Here is a 20,770-nt window from a genome sequence, read left to right on the forward strand (position 1 = left end):
GATGAAGAGGCGGGACGATTACAGCGTTTTCAGCATGGTGACTTCGCAATCGACGTGGCCGGTGGCGCCCATCGCGTGGTCGATGTGTTCGAAGCCCAGGTGTTCGTACAGCGCAACGGCCTGCGTCAGGCTGGCGGTGGTCTCGAGGTAACAACAGCGGAAGCCGTGCCGGCGGGCGAAATCCAGCGCCTGCAGCGCCAGGCGTTTCGCCAATCCCTTGCCGCGCAACACCGGCAGGAAATACATCTTCTGCAATTCGCAAATATCGTCTGCGCCGCCCTGCAGCGGCGCGATGCCGCCGCCGCCGGCGACCTGGCCGTCCACCTCGATCACCCAGTAAGCGCTGCGCGGCAGGCTGTAGAGCTGATACAGGGCGTCCAGATTGGGATCGGAGACGGTATAGCCTTTATCCGCCGTCAGGCCGTGCTCGGCGGAGACTTCGCGAATGACGTGAGCAATGGCGGCATTGTCTTCCGCCGTGATGGGGCGCACCAGCAGGCGCGCCGGGGTTGCTGTTGTCATGTTTACACTCGCCATTGAAAGAGACCACGTTCGTTTTTCGTTTTTATCGCAGCACGAAACGCGCCGGGGATTATTTCCCGGCGGCGTCCCTGCGGCAGTAATATCTTGTAATAACATCTAACCCGGCCCGGATGCAACGGCGATAAAAAAACAGCGGGGAAGACCCCGCTGTTTTTCAGGCGTTGGCGTGAGCCGGTGGATTACAGCGCGGCGATGGTCGCCTGCTGTTCCTGCAGCTTCACTTTGCCTTCTTTGCAGGCCGCCAGGCGATCGCGTTCTTTGGCGACCACCGCTTCCGGCGCGCGCGCCACGAAGCCTTCGTTCGCCAGCTTGCCCTCGATCGCGGCGATTTCCGCATCCAGTTTGCCCATCTCTTTGGCCAGACGCGCGATCTCGGCGTCCTTGTCGATGAAACCGGCCATCGGGATCAGCAGCTCGGCGCCGTCCACCAGCTTGGTGACGGAGACCGGGCCTTTCTCACCGGCCGGCAGCAGCGCGATGGATTCCAGGCGCGCCAGGCGGGCGATAAAGCTTTGGTTCTCCTGCACGCGGCGCTGGGCGTCGGCGCTGCAGTTGCGCAGCAGCACGTCGAGCGCTTTGCTTGGCGCGATGTTCATCTCGGCGCGGATGTTGCGCACGGCGATGATGGTTTGCTTGATCCACTCCAGATCGTTCAGCGCCTGCTCGTCTTCCAGCGCGGCGTCGTAGGCCGGGAACGGCTGCAGCATGATGGTGTCTGCGGTCGTGCCGGTCAGCGGCTTCACGCGCTGCCAGATGGTTTCGGTGATGAATGGAATGATCGGGTGCGCCAGGCGCAGCAGCGCTTCCAGCACGGTGATCAGCGTGTGGCGGGTGCCGCGCTGTTCCGCTTCGCTGCCGTTGCTCACCACCGGCTTGGTCAGCTCCAGATACCAGTCGCAGAACTGGTTCCAGGTGAATTCGTACAGGATGTTGGCCGCCAGATCGAAGCGGTAGGTGTCCAGCGCTTCGCGGTAGGCTTTCACCGTGCGGTTGAATTCGGCCAGGATCCAGCGATCCGCCAGCGACAGCACTTTCTCGCCGCCGTTGAAGCCGCAGTCGTGCGCTTCGGTGTTCATCAGCACGAAGCGGCTGGCGTTCCACAGCTTGTTACAGAAGTTGCGGTAGCCTTCCAGGCGCTTCATGTCCCAGTTGATGTCGCGGCCGGTCGATGCCAGCGCCGCCAGGGTGAAGCGCAGGGCGTCGGTGCCGTGCGGCTCGATGCCGTTCGGGAATTGCTTCTCGGTGCGCTTGCGGATTTTCTCCGCCAGCTGCGGCTGCATCATGTTGCCGGTGCGTTTTTCCAGCAGATCTTCCAGCGAGATGCCGTCGACCATGTCCAGCGGATCGATCACGTTGCCTTTGGACTTGGACATCTTCTGGCCTTCGTCGTCGCGGATAAGGCCGGTCATGTAGACGGTCTTGAACGGCACCTGCGGCTTGCCGTTTTCATCCTTGATGAAGTGCATGGTCAGCATGATCATGCGCGCGATCCAGAAGAAGATGATGTCGAAGCCGCTGACCATCACGCTGGTCGGGTGGAAGGTTTTCAGCGCCTCGGTCTGCTCCGGCCAGCCCAGGGTAGAGAAGGTCCACAGGCCGGACGAGAACCAGGTGTCCAGTACGTCTTCGTCCTGGGTCAGCACCACGTCGGCGCCCAGGTTGTTCTCGCTGCGCACTTCTTCTTCGCTGCGGCCCACGTAGACTTTGCCGTTCACGTCGTACCAGGCCGGGATGCGGTGGCCCCACCACAGCTGACGCGAGATGCACCAGTCCTGAATGTCGCGCATCCAGCTGAAGTACATGTTTTCGTACTGCTTCGGCACGAACTGGATATCGCCCTGTTCGACCGCTTCCACCGCCACTTTGGCCAGCGGCGCGGTGCGCACGTACCATTGGTCGGTCAGCATCGGCTCGATCACCACGCCGCCGCGGTCGCCGTAAGGCACCGTCAGGTCGTGCGGTTTGATCTCGTCCAGCAGGCCCAGATTATCGAAGGCAGCAACCACCGCTTTCCGCGCCGCGAAGCGCTCCAGGCCGCGGAACTCGGCCGGGATCTCGTTGCAGTAGTCGGTGCAGACTTCGCCCAGGGTGTTGAACACTTCCGCTTCCTGACGGATGTCGCCGTCGAAGGTCAGAATGTTGATCATCGGCAGGCCGTGGCGTTTGCCGACTTCGTAGTCGTTGAAATCGTGCGCCGGGGTGATCTTCACGCAGCCGGTGCCTTTTTCCATATCGGCGTGTTCGTCGCCGACGATGCGGATGCGGCGGCCGACCAGCGGCAGAATGATCTCTTTGCCGATCAGGTCTTTATAGCGCGGATCTTCCGGGTTGACCGCCACGCCGGTATCGCCCAGCACGGTTTCCGGACGGGTGGTGGCGACCACCAGGTAGTCTTTGCCCTCGGCGGTTTTCGCGCCGTCGGCCAGCGGGTAGCGCAGGTGCCACATGGAGCCTTTGGATTCGCGGTTTTCCACTTCCAGATCGGAGATGGCGGTGCGCAGCTTCGGATCCCAGTTCACCAGGCGCTTGCCGCGGTAGATCAGGTCTTCTTTGTGCAGACGGACAAACACTTCGCGCACCGCGTTCGACAGGCCTTCGTCCATGGTGAAGCGCTCGCGCTCCCAGTCCACGGAGTTGCCCAGACGGCGCATCTGGCGGGTGATGGTGCCGCCGGATTCCGCCTTCCACTGCCAGATTTTGTCGATGAACGCGTCACGGCCGTAGTCGTGGCGGGTTTTGCCTTCTTCCGCGGCGATCTTGCGCTCCACCACCATCTGGGTGGCGATGCCGGCGTGGTCGGTGCCCGCCTGCCACAGGGTGTTTTTACCCTGCATGCGCTGATAGCGAATCATGGTGTCCATGATGGTCTGCTGGAACGCGTGGCCCATGTGCAGGCTGCCGGTGACGTTCGGCGGCGGGATCATGATGCAGAAGCTTTCCTGGCTGGTGTCGCCGTTCGGCTTGAAGTAACCCTGACTCTCCCAGTGATCGTACAGCTTCTGTTCGATCTGTTTTGGGTCGTATGCGGTGTCGAGCTGACTGTTTGTCTTTTCCATTCTTTATCGTATTCAGTGAGTTGGCGGCGTAGCCGTGGTCAAATGGAAGCCGACGCTGCGATAGGCCTTGTAACGGTCGCGCGCCAACTGTTTCAGAGTGTCTTCGTAAGGAACGAAGTCTACCACTTCATGGAAAGCGGTAGCAAAATCGGCAAACTGCGGCAGCAGGGCGATCAGCAGATCGCGCGGGGCATTGCCGCGCTTGCCGGGCCAGCACAGTTCCACCGGCGCGCCGTAGTGCGGCCCTTCGCCGGCCAGGTTGTGTGGCACGAATTCATGCGGCTCGCGCTGCCACAGCGCTTCGTCCAGCCGCTGGGCCTGCTCCTGGCTCTCGCAGGCGATCAGCACCCGCTTGCCGGCGCGGAAGCCGTTGGCGGCAACGGCGCAGGCCACGGCCTCATGGGCGCTGAGCGCGCCTGACGGTTCCGCGTTGTCGAGCAAATAAAACGTCGCCTGTTTCATTAAGGATCCACCGCTGCCGATAAAAAAATGTAGGGGCACAGCATGCTGTGCCCCTTGGGATTATACCTGAATTACCGCTCAGATTTAATCGTCGCCGTTGAGTCCGGCCCGATTCAATAGGAACTGCGACAGCAACGCCACCGGGCGGCCGGTCGCGCCCTTGGCTTTACCGGAGCGCCAGGCGGTGCCGGCGATGTCCAGGTGCGCCCAGGTGTACTTGCGGGTGAAGCGCGACAGGAAGCAAGCGGCGGTGATGGCGCCGCCAGGGCGGCCACCGATGTTCGCCATGTCGGCGAAGTTGGAGTCCAGCTGCTCGTAGTACTCGTCGGCCATCGGCAGGCGCCAGGCGCGGTCGCCGGCCTGCTCGGAAGCGCCCAGCAGCTCGTGCGCCAGCGGGTTGTGGTTCGACATCAGGCCGGTGATGTGGTGGCCCAAGGCGATCACGCAGGCGCCGGTCAGGGTGGCGATGTCGATCACCAGCTCCGGTTCGAAGCGCTCGACGTAGGTCAGGGTGTCGCACAGCACCAGACGGCCTTCGGCGTCGGTGTTCAGCACCTCGACGGTCTGGCCGGACATGGTGGTCAGCACGTCGCCCGGACGATACGCCCGGCCGCCCGGCATGTTTTCACAGCCGGCCAGCACGCCGATCACGTTCAGCGGCAGGTTCAGCTCCGCCACCACGCGCATCACGCCGTACACGGTCGCCGCGCCGCACATGTCGTATTTCATCTCGTCCATGCCGTCGGCCGGTTTGATCGAGATGCCGCCGGAGTCGAAGGTCAGCCCTTTGCCTACCAGCACGATCGGCTTAGCGTCCGGATTTGGGTTGCCCTTATATTCCATCACCGACATCAATGATTCGTTCTGCGAACCGGCTCCAACCGCCAGATAGGCGTTCATGCCCAGCTCTTTCATCTGCTGTTCGCCGATGACGCGGGTGGTGATGTTGGTGCTGAAGGCGTCCGCCAGCTGACGGGCCTGTGAGGCCAGGTAGCCGGCGTTACAGATGTTCGGCGGCATGTTGCCGAGATCTTTGGCCGCCTTGATGCCGGAAGCCACCGCCAGGCCATGCTGGATGGCGCGCTCGCCGCTGGTGAGCTCACGGCGGGTCGGCACGTTGAACACCATTTTGCGCAGCGGACGACGCGGCTCCACCTTGTTGCTTTTCAGCTGATCGAAGGTGTAGAGCGTCTCTTTGGCGGTTTCCACCGCCTGACGCACTTTCCAGTACGTGTTGCGGCCTTTCACGTGCAGCTCGGTCAGGAAGCAGACCGCTTCCATCGAGCCGGTGTCGTTGAGGGTATTGATGGTTTTCTGGATCACCTGCTTGTATTGGCGCTCATCGAGCTCGCGCTCTTTGCCGCAGCCGATCAGCAGGATGCGCTCGGAGAGAATGTTGGGCACATGGTGCAGTAGCAGCGTCTGCCCGACCTTGCCTTCCAGTTCGCCACGGCGCAGCAATGCGCTGATATAACCATCACTGATTTTGTCGAGTTGTTCTGCGATAGGGGACAGGCGGCGCGGTTCGAAAACGCCGACTACAATACAGGCACTGCGCTGTTTTTCCGGGCTACCGCTTTTTACACTGAACTCCATGCACTCTCCTGAATCTTAAAGACAAAGGCGGACGCTACGGCTAGAATAACCGACTCCGTAACGATCTCCTGCCATTTGAGTTAACGGATTATGTTAACCTGAACGGCATAAATTGCTCTGTTTTGGCGACTATAAGCAAGTTCCTATAGGACACCCAAACGGCTTGATGTTGTAATACTATTTTAGCTGTGAAGGTTGCCATATGATGAGAATAAATGGCGGATTAACGATGAAATTATCGATTTTCCTGCAAAAAGACAAGTTTTCACAGGCGTAATAAGCGTGATCATCATAAGATATCTGGTACGGGAAACGCTCAAGAGCCAAATCGCCATCCTGTTCATCCTGCTTCTGATCTTCTTTTGTCAGAATTTGGTCAGGGTGTTGGGCGACGCGGTGGACGGCAATATCCCGACAAACTTAGTACTTTCTCTGCTCGCGTTGGGCGTGCCGAAAATGGCGCAGCTCATCCTGCCTTTGAGCCTGTTTCTCGGCTTGCTGATGACGCTTGGGCGGTTGTATACCGAGAGCGAAATCACCGTCATGCACGCCTGCGGGCTGGGTAAACGCACCCTGATTATCGCCGCTATGATCCTGGCGCTGCTCACCTCTGCGATCGCGGCGGTGAACGTATTTTGGGCCGGCCCCTGGGCCTCGCGCTATCAGGACGTGGTGGTGAACGAAGCCAAGGCCAACCCGAGCATCGCCGGGCTGGCGGAAGGGCAGTTCAAACCCTCGCAGGACGGCAACGCGGTGCTGTTTATCGGCAACGTGAAGGGTAGCACCTTCAACGACGTGTTCCTGGCGCAGCTGCGGCCGAACGGCAACCAACGCCCGTCGGTGGTGGTGGCCGAGCACGGCAACATCGTGCAGCAGAAAGACGGCTCGCAGGTGGTGACGCTCGACAAGGGCACCCGCTTTGAAGGCACCGCGCTGCTGCGCGACTTCCGCATTACCGACTTCACCGACTACAAGGCGGTGATTGGCCACCGCACCGTGGCGGCGGATAACACCGAATCCGAACAGATGTCGATGCAGACGCTGTGGGAATCCGACGATCCGGACGCGCGCGCCGAATTCCACTGGCGCCTGACGCTGGTGGTGTCGGTGGCGCTGATGGCGCTGCTGGTGGTGCCGCTCAGCGTGGTGAACCCGCGCCAGGGCCGCGTGCTGAGCATGCTGCCGGCCATCCTGCTGTACCTGATCTTCTTCCTGCTGCAGACCTCGCTGCGCTCCAACGCCGGCAAGGGCAAGCTGGATCCGATGCTGTGGCTGTGGCTGGTTAACGGCGTTTACTTCGCGCTGGCGCTGGCGCTGAACCTGTGGGATACCGTGCCGATGCGCAAGCTGCGCGCACGCCTGAGAGGAGCGGCCTGATGTTTGGCGTATTAGACCGTTATATCGGTAAAACGATTTTCAACACCATCATCATGACGCTGTTCATGCTGGTGTCGCTGTCAGGCATTATCAAGTTCGTCGATCAGCTGCGCAAGGTCGGCCAGGGCGAATACACCGCGCTGAGCGCCGGCATGTACACCCTGCTGAGCGTGCCGAAAGACATCGAGATCTTCTTCCCGATGGCGGCGCTGCTCGGCGCGCTGCTCGGCCTGGGCCAGCTGGCGACGCGCAGCGAACTGGTGGTGATGCAGGCTTCCGGCTTCACCCGCCTGCAGATCGCCGGCTCGGTGATGAAAACCGCCATTCCGCTGGTGCTGCTGACCATGGCGATCGGTGAGTGGGTGGCGCCGCAGGGCGAGCAGATGGCGCGCAACTACCGCGCCCAGCAGATGTACGGCGGCTCGCTGCTCTCCACCAAGAGCGGGCTGTGGGCGAAGGACGGCAACGACTTCATCTACATCGAGCGCGTCTCCGGCGATAAAGAACTCTCCGGCGTCAACATCTACCACTTCAACGATCAGCGTCGCCTGGAGACGGTGCGCTATGCCGCCACCGCCAGCTTCGAGAACGGCCTGTGGCAGCTTTCGCAGGTGGACACCTCGGATCTGACCAACCCGAAACAGGTGACCGGCACCCAGACGCTGACCGGCGAATGGAAAACCAACCTGACCCCGGACAAGCTGGGCGTGGTGGCGCTGGATTCGGATTCGCTCTCCATCAGCGGGCTGCACAACTACGTGAAGTACCTGAAGCAGAGCGGCCAGGAATCCAACAAATACCAGCTCAACATGTGGCGAAAAATCTTCTCGCCGCTGTCGGTGGCGGTGATGATGCTGATGGCGCTGTCGTTCATCTTCGGCCCGCTGCGCAGCGTGCCGATGGGCATCCGCGTGGTGACCGGCATCAGCTTCGGCTTCCTGTTCTACGTGCTGGATCAGATCTTCGGCCCGCTGAGCATGGTTTACAGCATGCCGCCGGTGCTGGGGGCGCTGCTGCCCAGCATGCTGTTCCTGCTGATCAGCGTGTATATGCTGCTCAAACGCAAGTAGCGGGGCGAGCGGTATGGGAAAAGGCGTGGCCGCGGGGCCGCGCCTTTTTTGTGGGTGCGGCATGCCCCCGGTGAACCACTCCCCCGACCTGTCGCTTTTCGTCGTGCTATAGTCAACCCTGCGGCATGCGGATAGAGGGAGCGGGCAGTCAATGGAAGACGAATACAATCTCAGCAATATCATCGGCAAGCGCCTGGAAGCGGCGTTGGGGGAGTTGGGCGAGCTCCTGTGGGCGTATGTGGTGTTATCCAAAAAAGACATTTCCTGTATTTTTGGCGTCACCAACTACCCGACTGAATGGGTCAACAAGTATCAAGAGCAGGGTTTGCAGTACATTGATCCGGTGGTGATTACCGCCCGCAACCGCCTGACCCCCTTCGCCTGGGACGAGCAAATCATGGCCGACTCAGGGCTACATTTTCCCGAACTGTTCGAGCAGGCTCGCGAGTTTGGCGTGACGCACGGCTATACCTTCGTATTGCACGATTACAACAACAATCTCGTCACGCTTTCCTTTGCCTTCAGCGCAGAACAGAAAGCGGAAATCATCCCGGCGCTCATCGAACGTAAAGGTGAAATCTCGGTATTGCTGGCCTCAATCCATGAGTCGTATCTGGCGCTGGCCCCGCCGTCAGATAAAAACGCCGCAGCGCTGGAAGGCAACGCCCGCTTTACCGACAGGGAAAACGAAATCCTCTATTGGGCCAGCGTGGGTAAAACCTACCAGGAAACGGCGATGATCCTGGGCATAAAGACCGGCACCATCAAGTACCATATGTCCAACGTCGTCAAAAAGTTGGGGGTCACGAATGCCCGACATGCCGTGCGCCTGGGGATGGAGCTGCGGCTGATTAAACCGGTGGATGGATAGGCTGCTCGCTCACGGCAGCTTTCGAACCGGGAAATGACGGGCGTTAATCGGTATTGAGTGGGCAGCGTGGCGGCTTACGAGAGGGAAGCAATACAGCACCGGCCCCGATCTCTGCGCTTTGAAATAATAACCTGCATGAACTGATAAAGGTCTAGTAAGGGACTGTACTTTAGTCTAACTAGTTTCTCACCCCTTAAGGCGATACACTTTCCCGGTAATGTTTTGATAAAAAATATAAAAAAAAACCTGACCGCGTAGGTCAGGCTGCCAATATTGGCCAACACCAGGGAAAATTTTCTTACATCATCTTAAAGCTATTAACTCTGCAGAGGCAAGTGTTCTCTGCTGGTTTTTACGCCTTGAGTTGCTATTTTGTTACGTATGTACGCTATTTTCTGGTGATTTTAGATAACCCCCCCATCTAACCGAAATAGCGTCTCTCCCCTGAAGGCAGCATTCCGCTTCTTTATTTCCCCATCTGACATTCATTAATGAAAAAATACTGTTCTCGGAATGTTGCGCAACCTCATTCTTTATTCGCTGACACATTGGCGTGCAATTATTTGCAGCATTGCCATTGCGGCTGGGGATTATTTTGTTTTTGCCAGGCGCAGGGTGAGACAGTGGCGATGGGGGAGGCGGTTGCGGCCTGCGGCGTGCCGGGCTCCTGAACCTGTTTCGCTAGCAGGGCGAGCGGTTCTGGTTCGTGGGAGTGAATGACGTCCGGCACAGGAGCCATCATTGCTCTGTGCAACGATGCTAGAACCTGGGATCGGATGGTATTGCGTGAGTGTGGCGCCTTATCCTGGATGCTCGTTGCAATGCAGTATGCTCATCGTCAACGTGGTTGGGAAGGGCGTACAGCAAGAGGATGGGGCGTGCAAACGCGCGTGGCGGCGGTTTTTTCGACACTTAACTCATTGAACAACGGATAAGTGTTGCGTGCTGGTCGCGGGAAGGTATAATTCACCCGTTTTCCGCATACTACTTCAGTGCCGAAGTGGCGAAATCGGTAGACGCAGTTGATTCAAAATCAACCGTAGAGATACGTGCCGGTTCGAGTCCGGCCTTCGGCACCATTAAGTACCGCGCGAACAAGAAGCCACCGAAAGGTGGTTTTTTTGTGCCTGGAATTTGGTATTCGTAAGGCTTTCCTCGTCTTTTCACTCAACCTGAGTCAACCCTGGCTCAATCTGCATCAACTTACTGATGTGGGCACAACTGGAGGTATATCCCGGTTCGATAATGTTTGTACCCACACAGAACCCTTGAAAGGATACTCATCATGGCTCTGAGTGATGTGAAAGTTCGTACCGCCAAACCTGAAGCAAACGCTTATAAGCTGATTGACGGTGAAGGCATGGTTTTGCTGATTCACCCTAACGGCTCCAAATACTGGCGGCTCCGTTATCGCTTCGGTGGTAAAGAGAAGATGTTGGCGCTTGGGAAATACCCTGAGGTTTCGCTGGCGGATGCCAGGGCTCGTCGCGATGAAGCGCGTAAGCTGTTAGCTAACGGCGTCGATCCCAGTGAGAACAAGAAAGCCGTTAAGGTAGAGCGGGAACAAGAGGCGATAACGTTTGAGGTAGTCGCCAGAGACTGGCACGCCAGCAATCAAAAGTGGTCTGCATCGCATAGCGCTCGTGTATTGAAAAGCCTTGAGGATAATCTCTTTGATGCCATCGGGTCAGTCCAAGACTCGAGATCTGCTTGTCCCCATCAAAGCGGTGGAGTCATCCGGGCGTCTTGAAGTCGCCGCTCGTTTACAGCAGCGAACTACTGCGATTATGCGCTTTGCCGTTCAGAGCGGCTTAATCGACTACAACCCTGCGCAAGAAATTGCCGGTGCGGTTGCTACTGCTAAAAGACAGCATCGTGCGGCTCTGGAGCTTAACCGCATACCTGAATTACTTCACCGCATTGATCATTACTTCGGCAGGTCGTTAACTCGACTGGCTGTCGAACTCACGTTGTTAGTTTTCATCTGTTCAAGCGAACTGCGCTTTGCCCGCTGCTCAGAAGTCGATTTTGAAAAGGCTATGTGGACGATTCCCGGAGAGCGTGAACCGCTGGAAGGTGTTAAGCATTCTCAGCGTGGTTCAAAGATGCGGACACCTCATCTTGTTCCCTTATCGCGTCAGGCCTTAGCTATTCTGGAAAAGATCAAAAGCATGAATGGGAACCGAGAGCTGATCTTCGTTGGCGATCACGATCCCCGTAAGCCGATGAGTGAGAATACGGTTAACAAGGCTTTGCGAGTGATGGGGTATGACACGAAAAAGGAAGTGTGTGGGCATGGTTTCAGGACAATGGCCTGTAGCTCATTGATTGAATCGGGTCTATGGTCGAGAGATGCCGTAGAGCGGCAGATGAGCCATCAGGAGCGTAGCTCTGTGCGAGCAGCTTACATCCACAAGGCAGAGCATCTGGGAGAGCGCAGGTTAATGCTGCAGTGGTGGGCTGATTTTCTGGATGCGAACCGGGAGAAAGGGGTTAGTCCGTTTGATTTTGGAAAGCAATCTCCAGATTAAGCTAAACATGTGTGCTGCACGGTTTGAGTGAACCATGCAGCACACAAGTTCGAGGATATGACAAATTAGCATAATCCTAGAATTTATCCGTTCGGATAGTTATTAGCACAATACGATGTAGAACATGCGATGTTCACTTTTATTTGTTGACCATATAGTGCTTATGAATATACATTAAGCCATGGTAATAATGAATGGAATCATGTATATGGCTAGTTTTATTTTCTATAACATTCAAGTTCTTCCTAATGAAACCGCTGAAGAAATAGGTGTTAAAGGATACAAAAAAATCTTCAGCTTATTAAAAGAAAAAAACAATGAAGAGCTGAAGTCTGGGAATCATTTAAGTTATCATTTTAAAGTTGGGAAAAACTCATATTTCGGCCCGTATGAGTTTTTTAGTGAGCAGGGTGGGGTTAATGGAAACTTCATAAAATATAACGACAGTGATGATGTAACTGATTTGTTGACAGATAAGGTTTTATTTTCAAAAAGTAAAAAAAATGCTGCTGTTTCAGGTAAAAAGAAAATCCCTTTCGTGTTTGATGCCAAAACCCATATTCTAGCAATAGATCAATCTGCGGCACCATCTCAAGAATATGATAAGTTACTTGAAATATTAATGTATTACATTAACCCAATAGTAAAAAACTTATTCCCTGAATATACATTAACTATCAACTTATTATCTCTCCCTAGTGCTCTTGATGAAGTTTTTGCAAATGCTATATCCTATAAAAATGTTGAAGTTAGCGTTTTCGCCCCTAATGGAGATGATGCAGAAGATATTTTAGAAGAAATGAGAAAGAGCAAAATGCAAAAACTACAATTGAGTGGTTCAAGCGGCGATAGTAGTATGATTAGCATACCTAATTTCTTGAAGAAAATTCTAAAATCAGCACAAACTCATGGGAAGATAAAATTAAGATATAGAGTTCAATTGCAAAATTCTAATGAAACAAAATTAATGACATATGACTCTGAAAAATCTCCACTAAAACTTAATCTCCGCCATAATAAATCTGATAAAGACGACCGAGGTTTCTTAAGAGGTTGTTTAAGAAAAATCAGAGAGTTTTGTGAGCTGAAAAATGATGAGATACAAGGGGATTAATATGTTCAAATTATTCAGAAAAATCCCTGTCGTTGGGACAATGATTTTTATTATCAACAGTTATGTCTACAATGGCGACCTTAGTTCAGGCGATAAGTTTGCTCCACTTGCCATGTGGATAAAAAAGCTTTTTGGTAAGTTCGTCGTGGCTTCACTTTTAACAGGTCTTGTTTTTTGTAATGAAATAACATCATATTTAAACATAAATACTTTTATTGAAGGTACTATCAATGCTAAAAACCCAGGCAGCATAATCGTATCTACTTTTCCATCTCTCATAGGCTTTGGGATAGGAGTGTATGCTTTAATATTGGTACTTAGTGAATCAGTTGTAAGTAACTTTCAAAAAATAATATCAGGAAAAAATAATACGTCTGGCAGTGTTTTGATGTTGAGCTCAGATTTAGCATATCCTATGTTAATTCTTGTGCTAACACTTTCTGTTGGTATTTTACAGGGTGTGTTTATCGACAGTTATAAGTTATGTGTAGTAACATGGTTTATGCTCTGGTATAGCTTTGTTGTTATTATTGAGATGCTGGGGGTATTATTCGGTTTGTCAAATAATAGCTTGCTGGATAAGCTTTAGCGTCGTTTGCTAATTAATAATTCGGTTATAATGTGATTCTTCTTATTGTTGTAAGAGTGTACGACTACCTCAGTATATTATCCCTATGCCATTCAAGATCATTATGTGATAAAATCGAAAATAGTGATATTTTTTCTGGAAGACTTAGGTATTCTTTTACTTCATTGTTGAGTTCAGTATTAATTAATATTTGACCATTATTTCTAAACGAAAGCCATCCTTGATCAAAAAGGGTATCAATGTGTGCAGCAAGCATTATTCCATTATAGGGGCTAAACGGTCATGAGCATTCTCACATACAGACCAGGGTCTAATATCGCTGGCTCTTAGTAATGGATGAAAAAATATTCCTGTAACTGGGCAAACTGGAAATAATGGTAGACAATTTTTTCTGAACTCTCCCTGCCCAAGTCGTGCTGAGATTAATCGCTCTCTCATTGTTTCATTCAGATTTTCATCCTCTGGAAGGCAAGAGAAATCGGCCGCTTCTTGTATGAAAGGGTTTGGAGATAGCCAATATAAAATTTTTTATTCAACTATGGAAATAGGTAACCCCTTCATTTTGTTCATAACATCAATAGCAGGTAATGAAAGATCACCCGGCGAACCATCAGCGTCTCTCCAACCTCTGCGCACATCACTCAGCCAGGAATCAAAACGATCCCTATAGTTTTTCATACTGTTATAGAATTCGACTTCAGTTTTACCTGCACCAAATTTTGGATAAAATAACAATATCGCATCCTTTAATGAGTCAACGCCAAGTAATACCGGTGGCTTTTTTTTCCATACTTTGATAAATACCAAGCAACTTCAAGTAATCCATTTTGAACTTGTCTCATTATATTACCCCTTAATATCGTTGAGTTAATTATTCAAACAGGAGTGATTACCTTGGTGCTTATAAGGTAATTCAGATGTTCATGCAACAATGCAGGAATACTTCCATTTGTAATAAGCACACCGACTTCTATATTTTTTTCCATTGCATATCCAGTGAGATTTGCACTTGTGATAAAACATGTATTACTATCGGCGACGATCACTTTTGCATGTACGCGACCATCTGAAAACTCAGAGGGTTTATTTTCCCATAAGTAGATTCGAGCATGAGGCATAAGTGTTTTCATCTTGGAAATATGATCGAAATTAATAATTCCGCCATATTCTGATGATAATTCCAATAACATGGTGATAACCACTCCACGTTTTATTGCTACGTTCAAAGCATTGACAATACTAGATACATCATAAGCCACAAAACTAGTAATAAATAATGACTGTTTGGCATTGCTAATGATTTGTAGAAGAGCTTGTTCGGTACGGCGAGCTGATACGAAAGGTGTTGTTGGGCCAGTCCATACGAGCTCAGTTGATTGTTCTGCCGTAACTTTTGTATATATATAGCTCGCAGCGAGGAGCATGGACGCAAGCTCATCTGAACTAATCTTTGTATTTTCCCAGTCGATTATAAGCTGCTTAATAACAATATTTGCTGCAGGTGTTCCTACCACGCCTGATAACGATGCTGTGGCTTTGCAAGCTTCGGTTTGACGAATACGTGCAGCAATAGCCTCAACTTTTTCCAAAGAAATCAGACATATTAACGTCGTTATTGTATCTAGTAGTTTATGCAATTCAGAAATCCTTGAAGAACGCGGCGGCAGTATGCTCAAGTGTCGGCACGAGTAATGCGCGATCTAAATAACGGTTACCACGCTCACACGACGTTTCGGCTACAAAGCTGCACGCATGGCATGCGGCACCGTGTAACGAACGGTCCTTCTCAGGATCATGTTCAGAACATAGAGGATCAGAGGAGCAAATCGTTGAGCGATTCAGCGCTTGTTCCAGTAATCTTCCAAGATTTTCTGGTTTACCAAGATCGACTAGGCCACCCAAAGTTCCATCTGAATCTGCGGCAGCTGTATAGATAAGGATACCAGCTTGAGGGTTATCATTGCTTGTATTGGCATAGATTCGCTCACGAATACTTGAGGCGTTGTATCCACATTCCAGTGCCATCTCACGAATCAATAAGTGTGAAAGTGTGTGTAGCATGGCAAAGCGAATACCCGGATAGCCCTCCTCGGGATCAAGATGACGTGAATTTCGCCATCCGGTATGTCCACCACGGAGCATTCTGTCAACTTTTTTGACTGCATCCAGAGACTCCCAGGCAACTAGGGCTTCTTCATTAAATTGGAGGAAGATGCCTTCGCCATGTACCTGGCTGGCTGGTACCCAGTCAGGTCTGTTTCGTGATAGATTAGCCATTGGAACACGTTCACTAGGATCGTCAGATTCTTCAGGCGCTTCAACTCGAGTAAATCCTATTAATGCATTGACCTCACGTAAGCGTTCTAGGAGCAATACGCGTTCGATAAATGATGAAAAACGTGGCGGTGTGTGGGTCTTCTTACTCATGAAATGTGGGTAGTCTGCGGGGGGATTCGGTTCTATTAGAACATCCCACTCTGGCCCTTTGATATCGATCTCACCGACAGATTCTTCACTACTATCGGACCGATTTGCTTCAATAGCTTCCCAAATTGCCTCAAGGTCATGTTTCTCAATGCCTTGGGCCTCCCCCCTTTTATTGAGTGCTTTGAGAATCCCTTTCAACTCAGAACGATCCTCTACATCAGCGAGATCATCCCAATAATCAATAATAATTTGATGCAATGGTGATACATGTAGTAGAGGGATCGCGAGTGCAGACAGCGTCATAGGAAACCAGCTATTTGTGGATCCTAACAATACTGCACGTGGTTCCACATTGCATTCGGTGTCGAAGTAATCTAGGTGAGGGTGACGTCCTCTGCATGCAGGAAGATTCTCTTTTCCTGCCTTACCAAACGCATGAGCCATACTCCTTGATGCCCCACATTCATCACATTTTACCCATAGATTTTCGGTTTGTAGCGAGGCTCCACTTTCAAAGAATCGCAGCGTCCCTTTGCACGAGTTGTTGCCGCCGTGAACAAAGTAATGCCATGGAAAATCATCAAGATGACCATCACGGCAGGCCAAGAGGAAGCGGGCAGGTACGGCATCCGCGTCCCTGGCAGGCTGATCGCCTTTAGAACCTCGGCAGCCTTTGTGGCGAAAGCGAGTGCGTTCGGGTCTATACCGATTTTCTTTGATCTCAAATAATCCAGTATCATAAGGTGAAAGAAGCCCGCACTTTACGCAACGTAGCCATCGCGGGAAAGGACGTACGGGAACTCCTATATTTGCTTCAGCAGACCACTTGTCGGCCACTTCACCTTTCTGAAATGGTGGCATACGCAAACTTTCGACTTGATCTCCCAATTTCATCCGAACCGCCTCAAGCAGCCGGGTTTCCTGAATTGGCTGGCAACGATTCTTTTCCCACCGATCTATTCCAAGCGTTATGACAGATAGGTTTGGAAGATCAATTAGTGCTCCAGGCCCATAGGTCCAAAGTATTTGGCTAGGGCGTACTTCACCAACGGGGGTTTTCTCATCAAGACTCATATTCAATCCTCATCCTTCGTTGTTGGACGTGGCTTCCAATCTTTACCATCAGTGATATGACTTTTGTTCATTATCAGTCGTACACCAGGTTCGACTTCTCGCATTGACATTGGAACCGTCCAGTTATTCCAGGGCTTCAGACCTGGTGATTCAATTAAATTAACTGTCTTATCCTTTTCAGGCCCACGCTTTTCATATCCGAGAATTCTTCCACCCATAGATGCTTTTTTCGTCCATTCGTCGGCGCGCTCTTTCAATTCATTCTCTGCTAATTTTTTACGCGAGTTGTCTTCCGCAACATTCCCAGCCCGTGTTGCCAGCACTTTGATGGCATTGCTGACCTCGAATTGATTAGACGTACTCAATTGGCCAGCACCTTCATTCGGGCTGAATGCATCATTCTCCAGACGTACAAGACTTAACAGAGTTCCTGTTAAACCGCGATCCATTGCTCGAGGAGAGAATGGGGTGACCGATTGAGCCTCTACATGTTTGTAGAAAGTGGCGTGATAATGTTCAAATGTTTCGTAGTGAGATAAGTCTCGCGGACGAGCCCATGTGAGTACTGTGCAAACTAAACCAGGAAATGAGCGTCCCACGCGACTGGTAGCCTGAATGTATTCCGCTGTTCCTTTGGGTTGGCCATTCACTGCCATGAGGCCAAGTCGATTGATATCAACGCCTACTGATAACATGTTGGTGGCGAGTACTATATCAATGGCTCGAGTATCACCCTCCTGCCATCTGGTAACATATTTACCGGTAGTTGTATCAAATTCAGACTTGAATTTAACCTCTAAGTTATCAAGGTATTTAGGAATGTCTTGACTGGATACACGGGAAGTTAGTTCGCGAATGTTGCTTATGCTGCGTTGTGCCAGTGCAGGCCGCTCAACCATACTCATTTGGACCCGATAAGAACGTGTCTGTACATCATCCTCTGCAAGTCGTTTCATCCCACCTAATTCACGTAGCGAGTTGAAATAACCGACCATAGTCATGTAGGGATCGGCTGGTTCACCGAAGTGGTTAAATAACTCTTGTGCAGCGGTCAAGAAAGCAGTGTAAACGCGAATCAGCATTGCAGGCCTTGAGCTACCGGGTGAACATACGCCGAGGTAACGACGACCATACTTCTCTTTTATTGCACGTTGAACCGAGAAAAAGTTATCTTCAACATCTAATCCATGTGGTGGAAACACTGCTACTTGGCGCATGAAGACGCTGTTTACTTGTTCTTTAGCTTTTCGGACGGTTGCTGTAGAAGCGATGACTTTCGGTTTGACGTTCTTGTCATCAAGTGTCCAACTACATAACTCATCAACAGCGGTTTCGTATAACCCTACCATGGTGCCCAGAGGCCCACTGATTAGATGGAATTCATCTTGGATAATCAGGTCTGGTGGCCGGATAGGGCCGATAGTTTTCGCCTTGGTGGAAGGTTGCCCCTTGGCGGCTGGATGATTGCCGTTGCAGTTGGCTCCTGGCCAGAGCAAACCATGTCGCGGACATTCCTGTCCCACCCGGCCAAAAAGTGTCCGTACCTGACCGCGCCACGCCATCATGGCGAACTTGTCCACTGTGGCAATCATCATCGTCGGAGGGCGGTGATAGATCTCTTCATCCACTACCAATACTGGAATACCTGGATGTGAATGATTGCTTGATTTGCCCTTTGAAAAATCACAACGCCCTTTTTTGTCACCGCAGTAAACGAAGGTTTGGCCACCCGATTTGTCCTTGCGAACTTCAACATCCTGCCCTGGTACTATTTCGCTACCACACCAAGGACAGCTTGTTAATTGGGCGGGTGACGCTGCTGCAGCATTGTATTTGTCTGGATTACGGGCATCTTCTACGGCTCGATGACTGTCTTCGGTAGTACCAGGAGTCACCTTATTTCCGACCCAAAGCCCGATAGTGAATGGCTCTATGCCGAGGGATTTATCTCCATTATCAATTGATTCGCGGCGCAATACTTCCATTGCGCAAATCAATGCAGTTGCACGTTGAAATTGCTGCAGTGTTAGCAGGCGAAGTGTGTAGCGCATGATCACGGCCAAGCCGCGTGAGCTGTCATACCCGCCTAAATTACCCTGTAGGCGCCGTATGGCCATAGTGAAGGCTGCTACGCCTAAATAGGCTTCGGTCTTGCCACCACCAGTAGGAAACCACAACAGGTCAGCATAAGCATTTACAGGTTGTACTCGATCAGGATGGCGTGGATCCGCCAACGATGGGATGGAAAGCAACAGAAATGCCAACTGAAAAGGGCGCCAGCTGCGGTTTTTTTCTTCATTATATTGTTCGACCGTAACATCTTTTCCACGACGTTTTTCCAGTGCGTACAAACTGCGTATGCGCTGTATTGCCATTGCCCGGTTAGCGAAACGGAAAGCCGTCAACGCTTTTTCATTATGTTTAAGGGTGTCGATACCTTGTTGTAGGCGGATAAGAATCTCTTTGCATCTATCCATGGCTGCTAGGGCTTGGGCGTCAAATCTTGTAGCCTTGGTTCCTATGCTTGAGTACTGTTCACATATCCAAGCATCATAGTCCTTGGTCAGCATACTCAATGCATTGACGAGCGCATCTATATCCAAAGTCGCCAGTGTCTGCATGTCAAGGAAACCACTACTTACCATTTTCTGCAGCGCTGGCCGATCAGATATATCAAGACCTGGAGTCTCAGTTCTTTGTACCTCGTACTGAGGTATCACCGTCGTACGAATTTCTGTTGCTAGTTCTACGTTATCTGCAGTTTCAGCATGCACCGCAACACCATGTCCTACTGCAAACTCTACGCGGTTCAGGTAAATCATTTCCAGTGCTTCGCGTTCTGGATCCATACCGTTAGCGTCCAGAACGGGCTTACGTCTGAAAATAGCTTGTTCGTTTGCATCCTTTTCGGGACGAACGATCAATTCGGGTTGGAAGATCCATGCTGTATCACGGTTGGTTTCTGGCTCTTTTTGCGTATTTACAAGGAATAGTGTGACCAGACGATCGCCATTAGGATTCTTGGAACGGATGGTGCCTTGTACCAATACTTCTGGGGAGGAACTGTCCAGTGATTGAGGTGAAATTACCCCTTCTTTTAACAATAAGGATAATTTTCCACCGCAAGGGATGCGCTGCCACACCTTGGCTTTCGTCTGTTCTTCGACTCCAGTTTCCTTATTTTTTCGAGTCCGATAGATCTCATGATCTTCGCTGCGTTCGTAACGACCCCAACGAGCTTCGATTTCAATTTGAACAATATCACCATCTACACAGAAAGTCATTCCGAGGCTGCTTGGTACCAATGATTGGTTGCTAGCGGCATCAATTTCCTCTTGTGTATCGGGCTCCCCACGACCAGGTTCTGTCGGAGATTTAACTTTTACCGTCTGAGCCTTAACAATTAGGTCTGGAGGATTATCAACCGCATCCTCAGGATTTACTGGAATCTCCATTCCTTTTTCCGCAGCTTCACGTGGCGCAAGCTTACCAACCAAATAGCGGTCTCTCACTCCCATATCAACTATAAGTTCATTAGGACCGGCTGCCGGACCGAGCAAGTCATCCATCACAGCCAACTGCAGTAATTCACGGATGTAGGTTTGATCTTCGATCGTTGGTATTTCAGCAATGCTCGTGTGCAGCACATCGGGGAGAATTTCAATGAAATCTTTCCATTGAATGCGACCAGAGCTTCCTTTAGCAGGTAATTTGATGGAGGTCATACCAATTGAAACCGATGGCTCAACCTGCAACATTCGATCGAAAAAGAGTGTGGTGGTTTCGAGATCAGAGCGAATACGCAGAATACGCCCAACTCGGGTGATATGACCTGTTTTATCTAGGATCAATACCCAATCGTCATTGGATATACCTTGATTAAGGGGACGTCCACCTTTTAATTGCAGTGCAAAGGAGGCTAAGGCGGGCTCTTTCACTCGGTCACGGTCAATAGCGAACCATGCATTAGGCGATATAGTTGATTTGCTTTTCTCTGTCATACGGGCTCCTTACCTAAAATACTGCCTTATACACGGTTCCGATGGTCTATTGGTTTGGG

General features: G+C 51.5%; 12 protein-coding genes, 1 tRNA gene and 2 pseudogenes. 7 read left to right on the forward strand and 8 right to left on the reverse strand.

All coding sequences use genetic code 11. The features are described from left to right. Positions 1–18: 18 nt before the first annotated feature. The 4 genes from ACJ8J1_RS19710 to pepA all read right to left on the reverse strand — a co-directional run bounded on the left by ACJ8J1_RS19710 (position 19) and on the right by pepA (position 5,657). On the reverse strand, positions 19–522 hold the full coding sequence (locus ACJ8J1_RS19710) for a GNAT family N-acetyltransferase (RefSeq protein ID WP_033636872.1): 504 nt from the start codon (positions 520–522) through the stop codon (positions 19–21). Between the two features lie 200 nt (positions 523–722). Beyond that, positions 723–3,599 (reverse strand): valine--tRNA ligase, encoded by a 2,877-nt coding sequence (locus tag ACJ8J1_RS19715; RefSeq protein WP_033641696.1) that lies wholly within the window; start codon positions 3,597–3,599, stop codon positions 723–725. Positions 3,600–3,611: 12 nt separating this feature from the next. After that, a complete protein-coding gene (locus ACJ8J1_RS19720) occupies positions 3,612–4,061 on the reverse strand; it encodes a DNA polymerase III subunit chi (protein ID WP_004933353.1) in 450 nt (149 codons plus the stop codon). Positions 4,062–4,145: 84 nt separating this feature from the next. After that, positions 4,146–5,657, reverse strand: coding sequence for a leucyl aminopeptidase (gene pepA, locus ACJ8J1_RS19725; protein WP_004933352.1), 1,512 nt, complete (start codon positions 5,655–5,657; stop codon positions 4,146–4,148). A 282-nt stretch (positions 5,658–5,939) separates the two neighbouring features. Between pepA and lptF the strand changes: the two genes are divergently transcribed. The 7 genes and pseudogenes from lptF (at position 5,940) to ACJ8J1_RS19760 (ending at position 13,209) form a co-directional block, all read left to right on the forward strand. Further along, positions 5,940–7,034 carry an LPS export ABC transporter permease LptF gene (gene lptF, locus ACJ8J1_RS19730; RefSeq protein ID WP_033641697.1) on the forward strand — a complete coding sequence of 365 codons (1,095 nt, stop codon included), beginning with the start codon at positions 5,940–5,942 and terminating at the stop codon, positions 7,032–7,034. Further along, a complete protein-coding gene (gene lptG, locus ACJ8J1_RS19735; RefSeq protein ID WP_033641698.1) occupies positions 7,034–8,104 on the forward strand; it encodes an LPS export ABC transporter permease LptG in 1,071 nt (356 codons plus the stop codon). The genes lptF and lptG overlap by 1 nt, the downstream gene beginning before the upstream one ends. 151 nt (positions 8,105–8,255) lie before the next feature. Beyond that, on the forward strand, positions 8,256–8,975 hold the full coding sequence (locus ACJ8J1_RS19740) for a LuxR family transcriptional regulator (RefSeq protein ID WP_033641699.1): 720 nt from the start codon (positions 8,256–8,258) through the stop codon (positions 8,973–8,975). A gap of 994 nt (positions 8,976–9,969) precedes the next feature. Next, positions 9,970–10,054 (forward strand) — tRNA-Leu (locus tag ACJ8J1_RS19745). 267 nt (positions 10,055–10,321) lie between these two features. Beyond that, positions 10,322–11,503 (forward strand): annotated as a pseudogene (locus tag ACJ8J1_RS19750) (tyrosine-type recombinase/integrase); the annotation flags it as partial. A 211-nt stretch (positions 11,504–11,714) separates the two neighbouring features. Continuing rightward, positions 11,715–12,620: a DUF4747 family protein gene (locus ACJ8J1_RS19755; RefSeq protein ID WP_181006759.1), complete on the forward strand. Its 906-nt coding sequence runs from the start codon at positions 11,715–11,717 to the stop codon at positions 12,618–12,620. A gap of 1 nt (position 12,621) precedes the next feature. Further along, positions 12,622–13,209, forward strand: a complete 588-nt coding sequence (locus tag ACJ8J1_RS19760; protein ID WP_342185932.1) for a hypothetical protein — start codon at positions 12,622–12,624, stop codon at positions 13,207–13,209. Positions 13,210–13,273: 64 nt separating this feature from the next. On the opposite strand, the pseudogene ACJ8J1_RS19765 reads toward ACJ8J1_RS19760, so the two are convergent. From ACJ8J1_RS19765 to drmA, 4 genes and pseudogenes are all read right to left on the reverse strand, one after another. Further along, a pseudogene (locus ACJ8J1_RS19765) lies at positions 13,274–14,051 on the reverse strand (HNH endonuclease). 33 nt (positions 14,052–14,084) lie between these two features. After that, entirely contained in the window at positions 14,085–14,846 is a 762-nt protein-coding gene (drmC, locus tag ACJ8J1_RS19770) for a DISARM system phospholipase D-like protein DrmC (protein ID WP_103681824.1), read from the reverse strand. Between the two features lies 1 nt (position 14,847). Beyond that, the gene (drmB, locus tag ACJ8J1_RS19775; RefSeq protein ID WP_103681825.1) at positions 14,848–16,710 is read right to left on the reverse strand and encodes a DUF1998 domain-containing protein; all 1,863 of its coding nucleotides are present in this window, start codon (positions 16,708–16,710) and stop codon (positions 14,848–14,850) included. 2 nt (positions 16,711–16,712) lie between these two features. After that, positions 16,713–20,711 carry a DISARM system helicase DrmA gene (gene drmA, locus ACJ8J1_RS19780; RefSeq protein ID WP_103681826.1) on the reverse strand — a complete coding sequence of 1,333 codons (3,999 nt, stop codon included), beginning with the start codon at positions 20,709–20,711 and terminating at the stop codon, positions 16,713–16,715. Positions 20,712–20,770 lie beyond the last annotated feature (59 nt).

This window comes from Serratia sp. CY37869 (genome assembly GCF_052168895.1).
Taxonomy (GTDB): Bacteria; Pseudomonadota; Gammaproteobacteria; order Enterobacterales; family Enterobacteriaceae; genus Serratia; species Serratia ureilytica.

Coding starts and splice junctions, on each gene's coding strand:
- drmA (WP_103681826.1), bottom strand. CDS start 20,711: ATGACAGAGAAAAGCAAATCAACTATATCGCCTAATGCATGGTTCGCT.
- ACJ8J1_RS19755 (WP_181006759.1), top strand. CDS start 11,715: ATGGCTAGTTTTATTTTCTATAACATTCAAGTTCTTCCTAATGAAACC.
- ACJ8J1_RS19715 (WP_033641696.1), bottom strand. CDS start 3,599: ATGGAAAAGACAAACAGTCAGCTCGACACCGCATACGACCCAAAACAG.
- ACJ8J1_RS19720 (WP_004933353.1), bottom strand. CDS start 4,061: ATGAAACAGGCGACGTTTTATTTGCTCGACAACGCGGAACCGTCAGGC.
- ACJ8J1_RS19760 (WP_342185932.1), top strand. CDS start 12,622: ATGTTCAAATTATTCAGAAAAATCCCTGTCGTTGGGACAATGATTTTT.
- lptG (WP_033641698.1), top strand. CDS start 7,034: ATGTTTGGCGTATTAGACCGTTATATCGGTAAAACGATTTTCAACACC.
- pepA (WP_004933352.1), bottom strand. CDS start 5,657: ATGGAGTTCAGTGTAAAAAGCGGTAGCCCGGAAAAACAGCGCAGTGCC.
- ACJ8J1_RS19740 (WP_033641699.1), top strand. CDS start 8,256: ATGGAAGACGAATACAATCTCAGCAATATCATCGGCAAGCGCCTGGAA.
- drmB (WP_103681825.1), bottom strand. CDS start 16,710: ATGAGTCTTGATGAGAAAACCCCCGTTGGTGAAGTACGCCCTAGCCAA.
- ACJ8J1_RS19710 (WP_033636872.1), bottom strand. CDS start 522: ATGACAACAGCAACCCCGGCGCGCCTGCTGGTGCGCCCCATCACGGCG.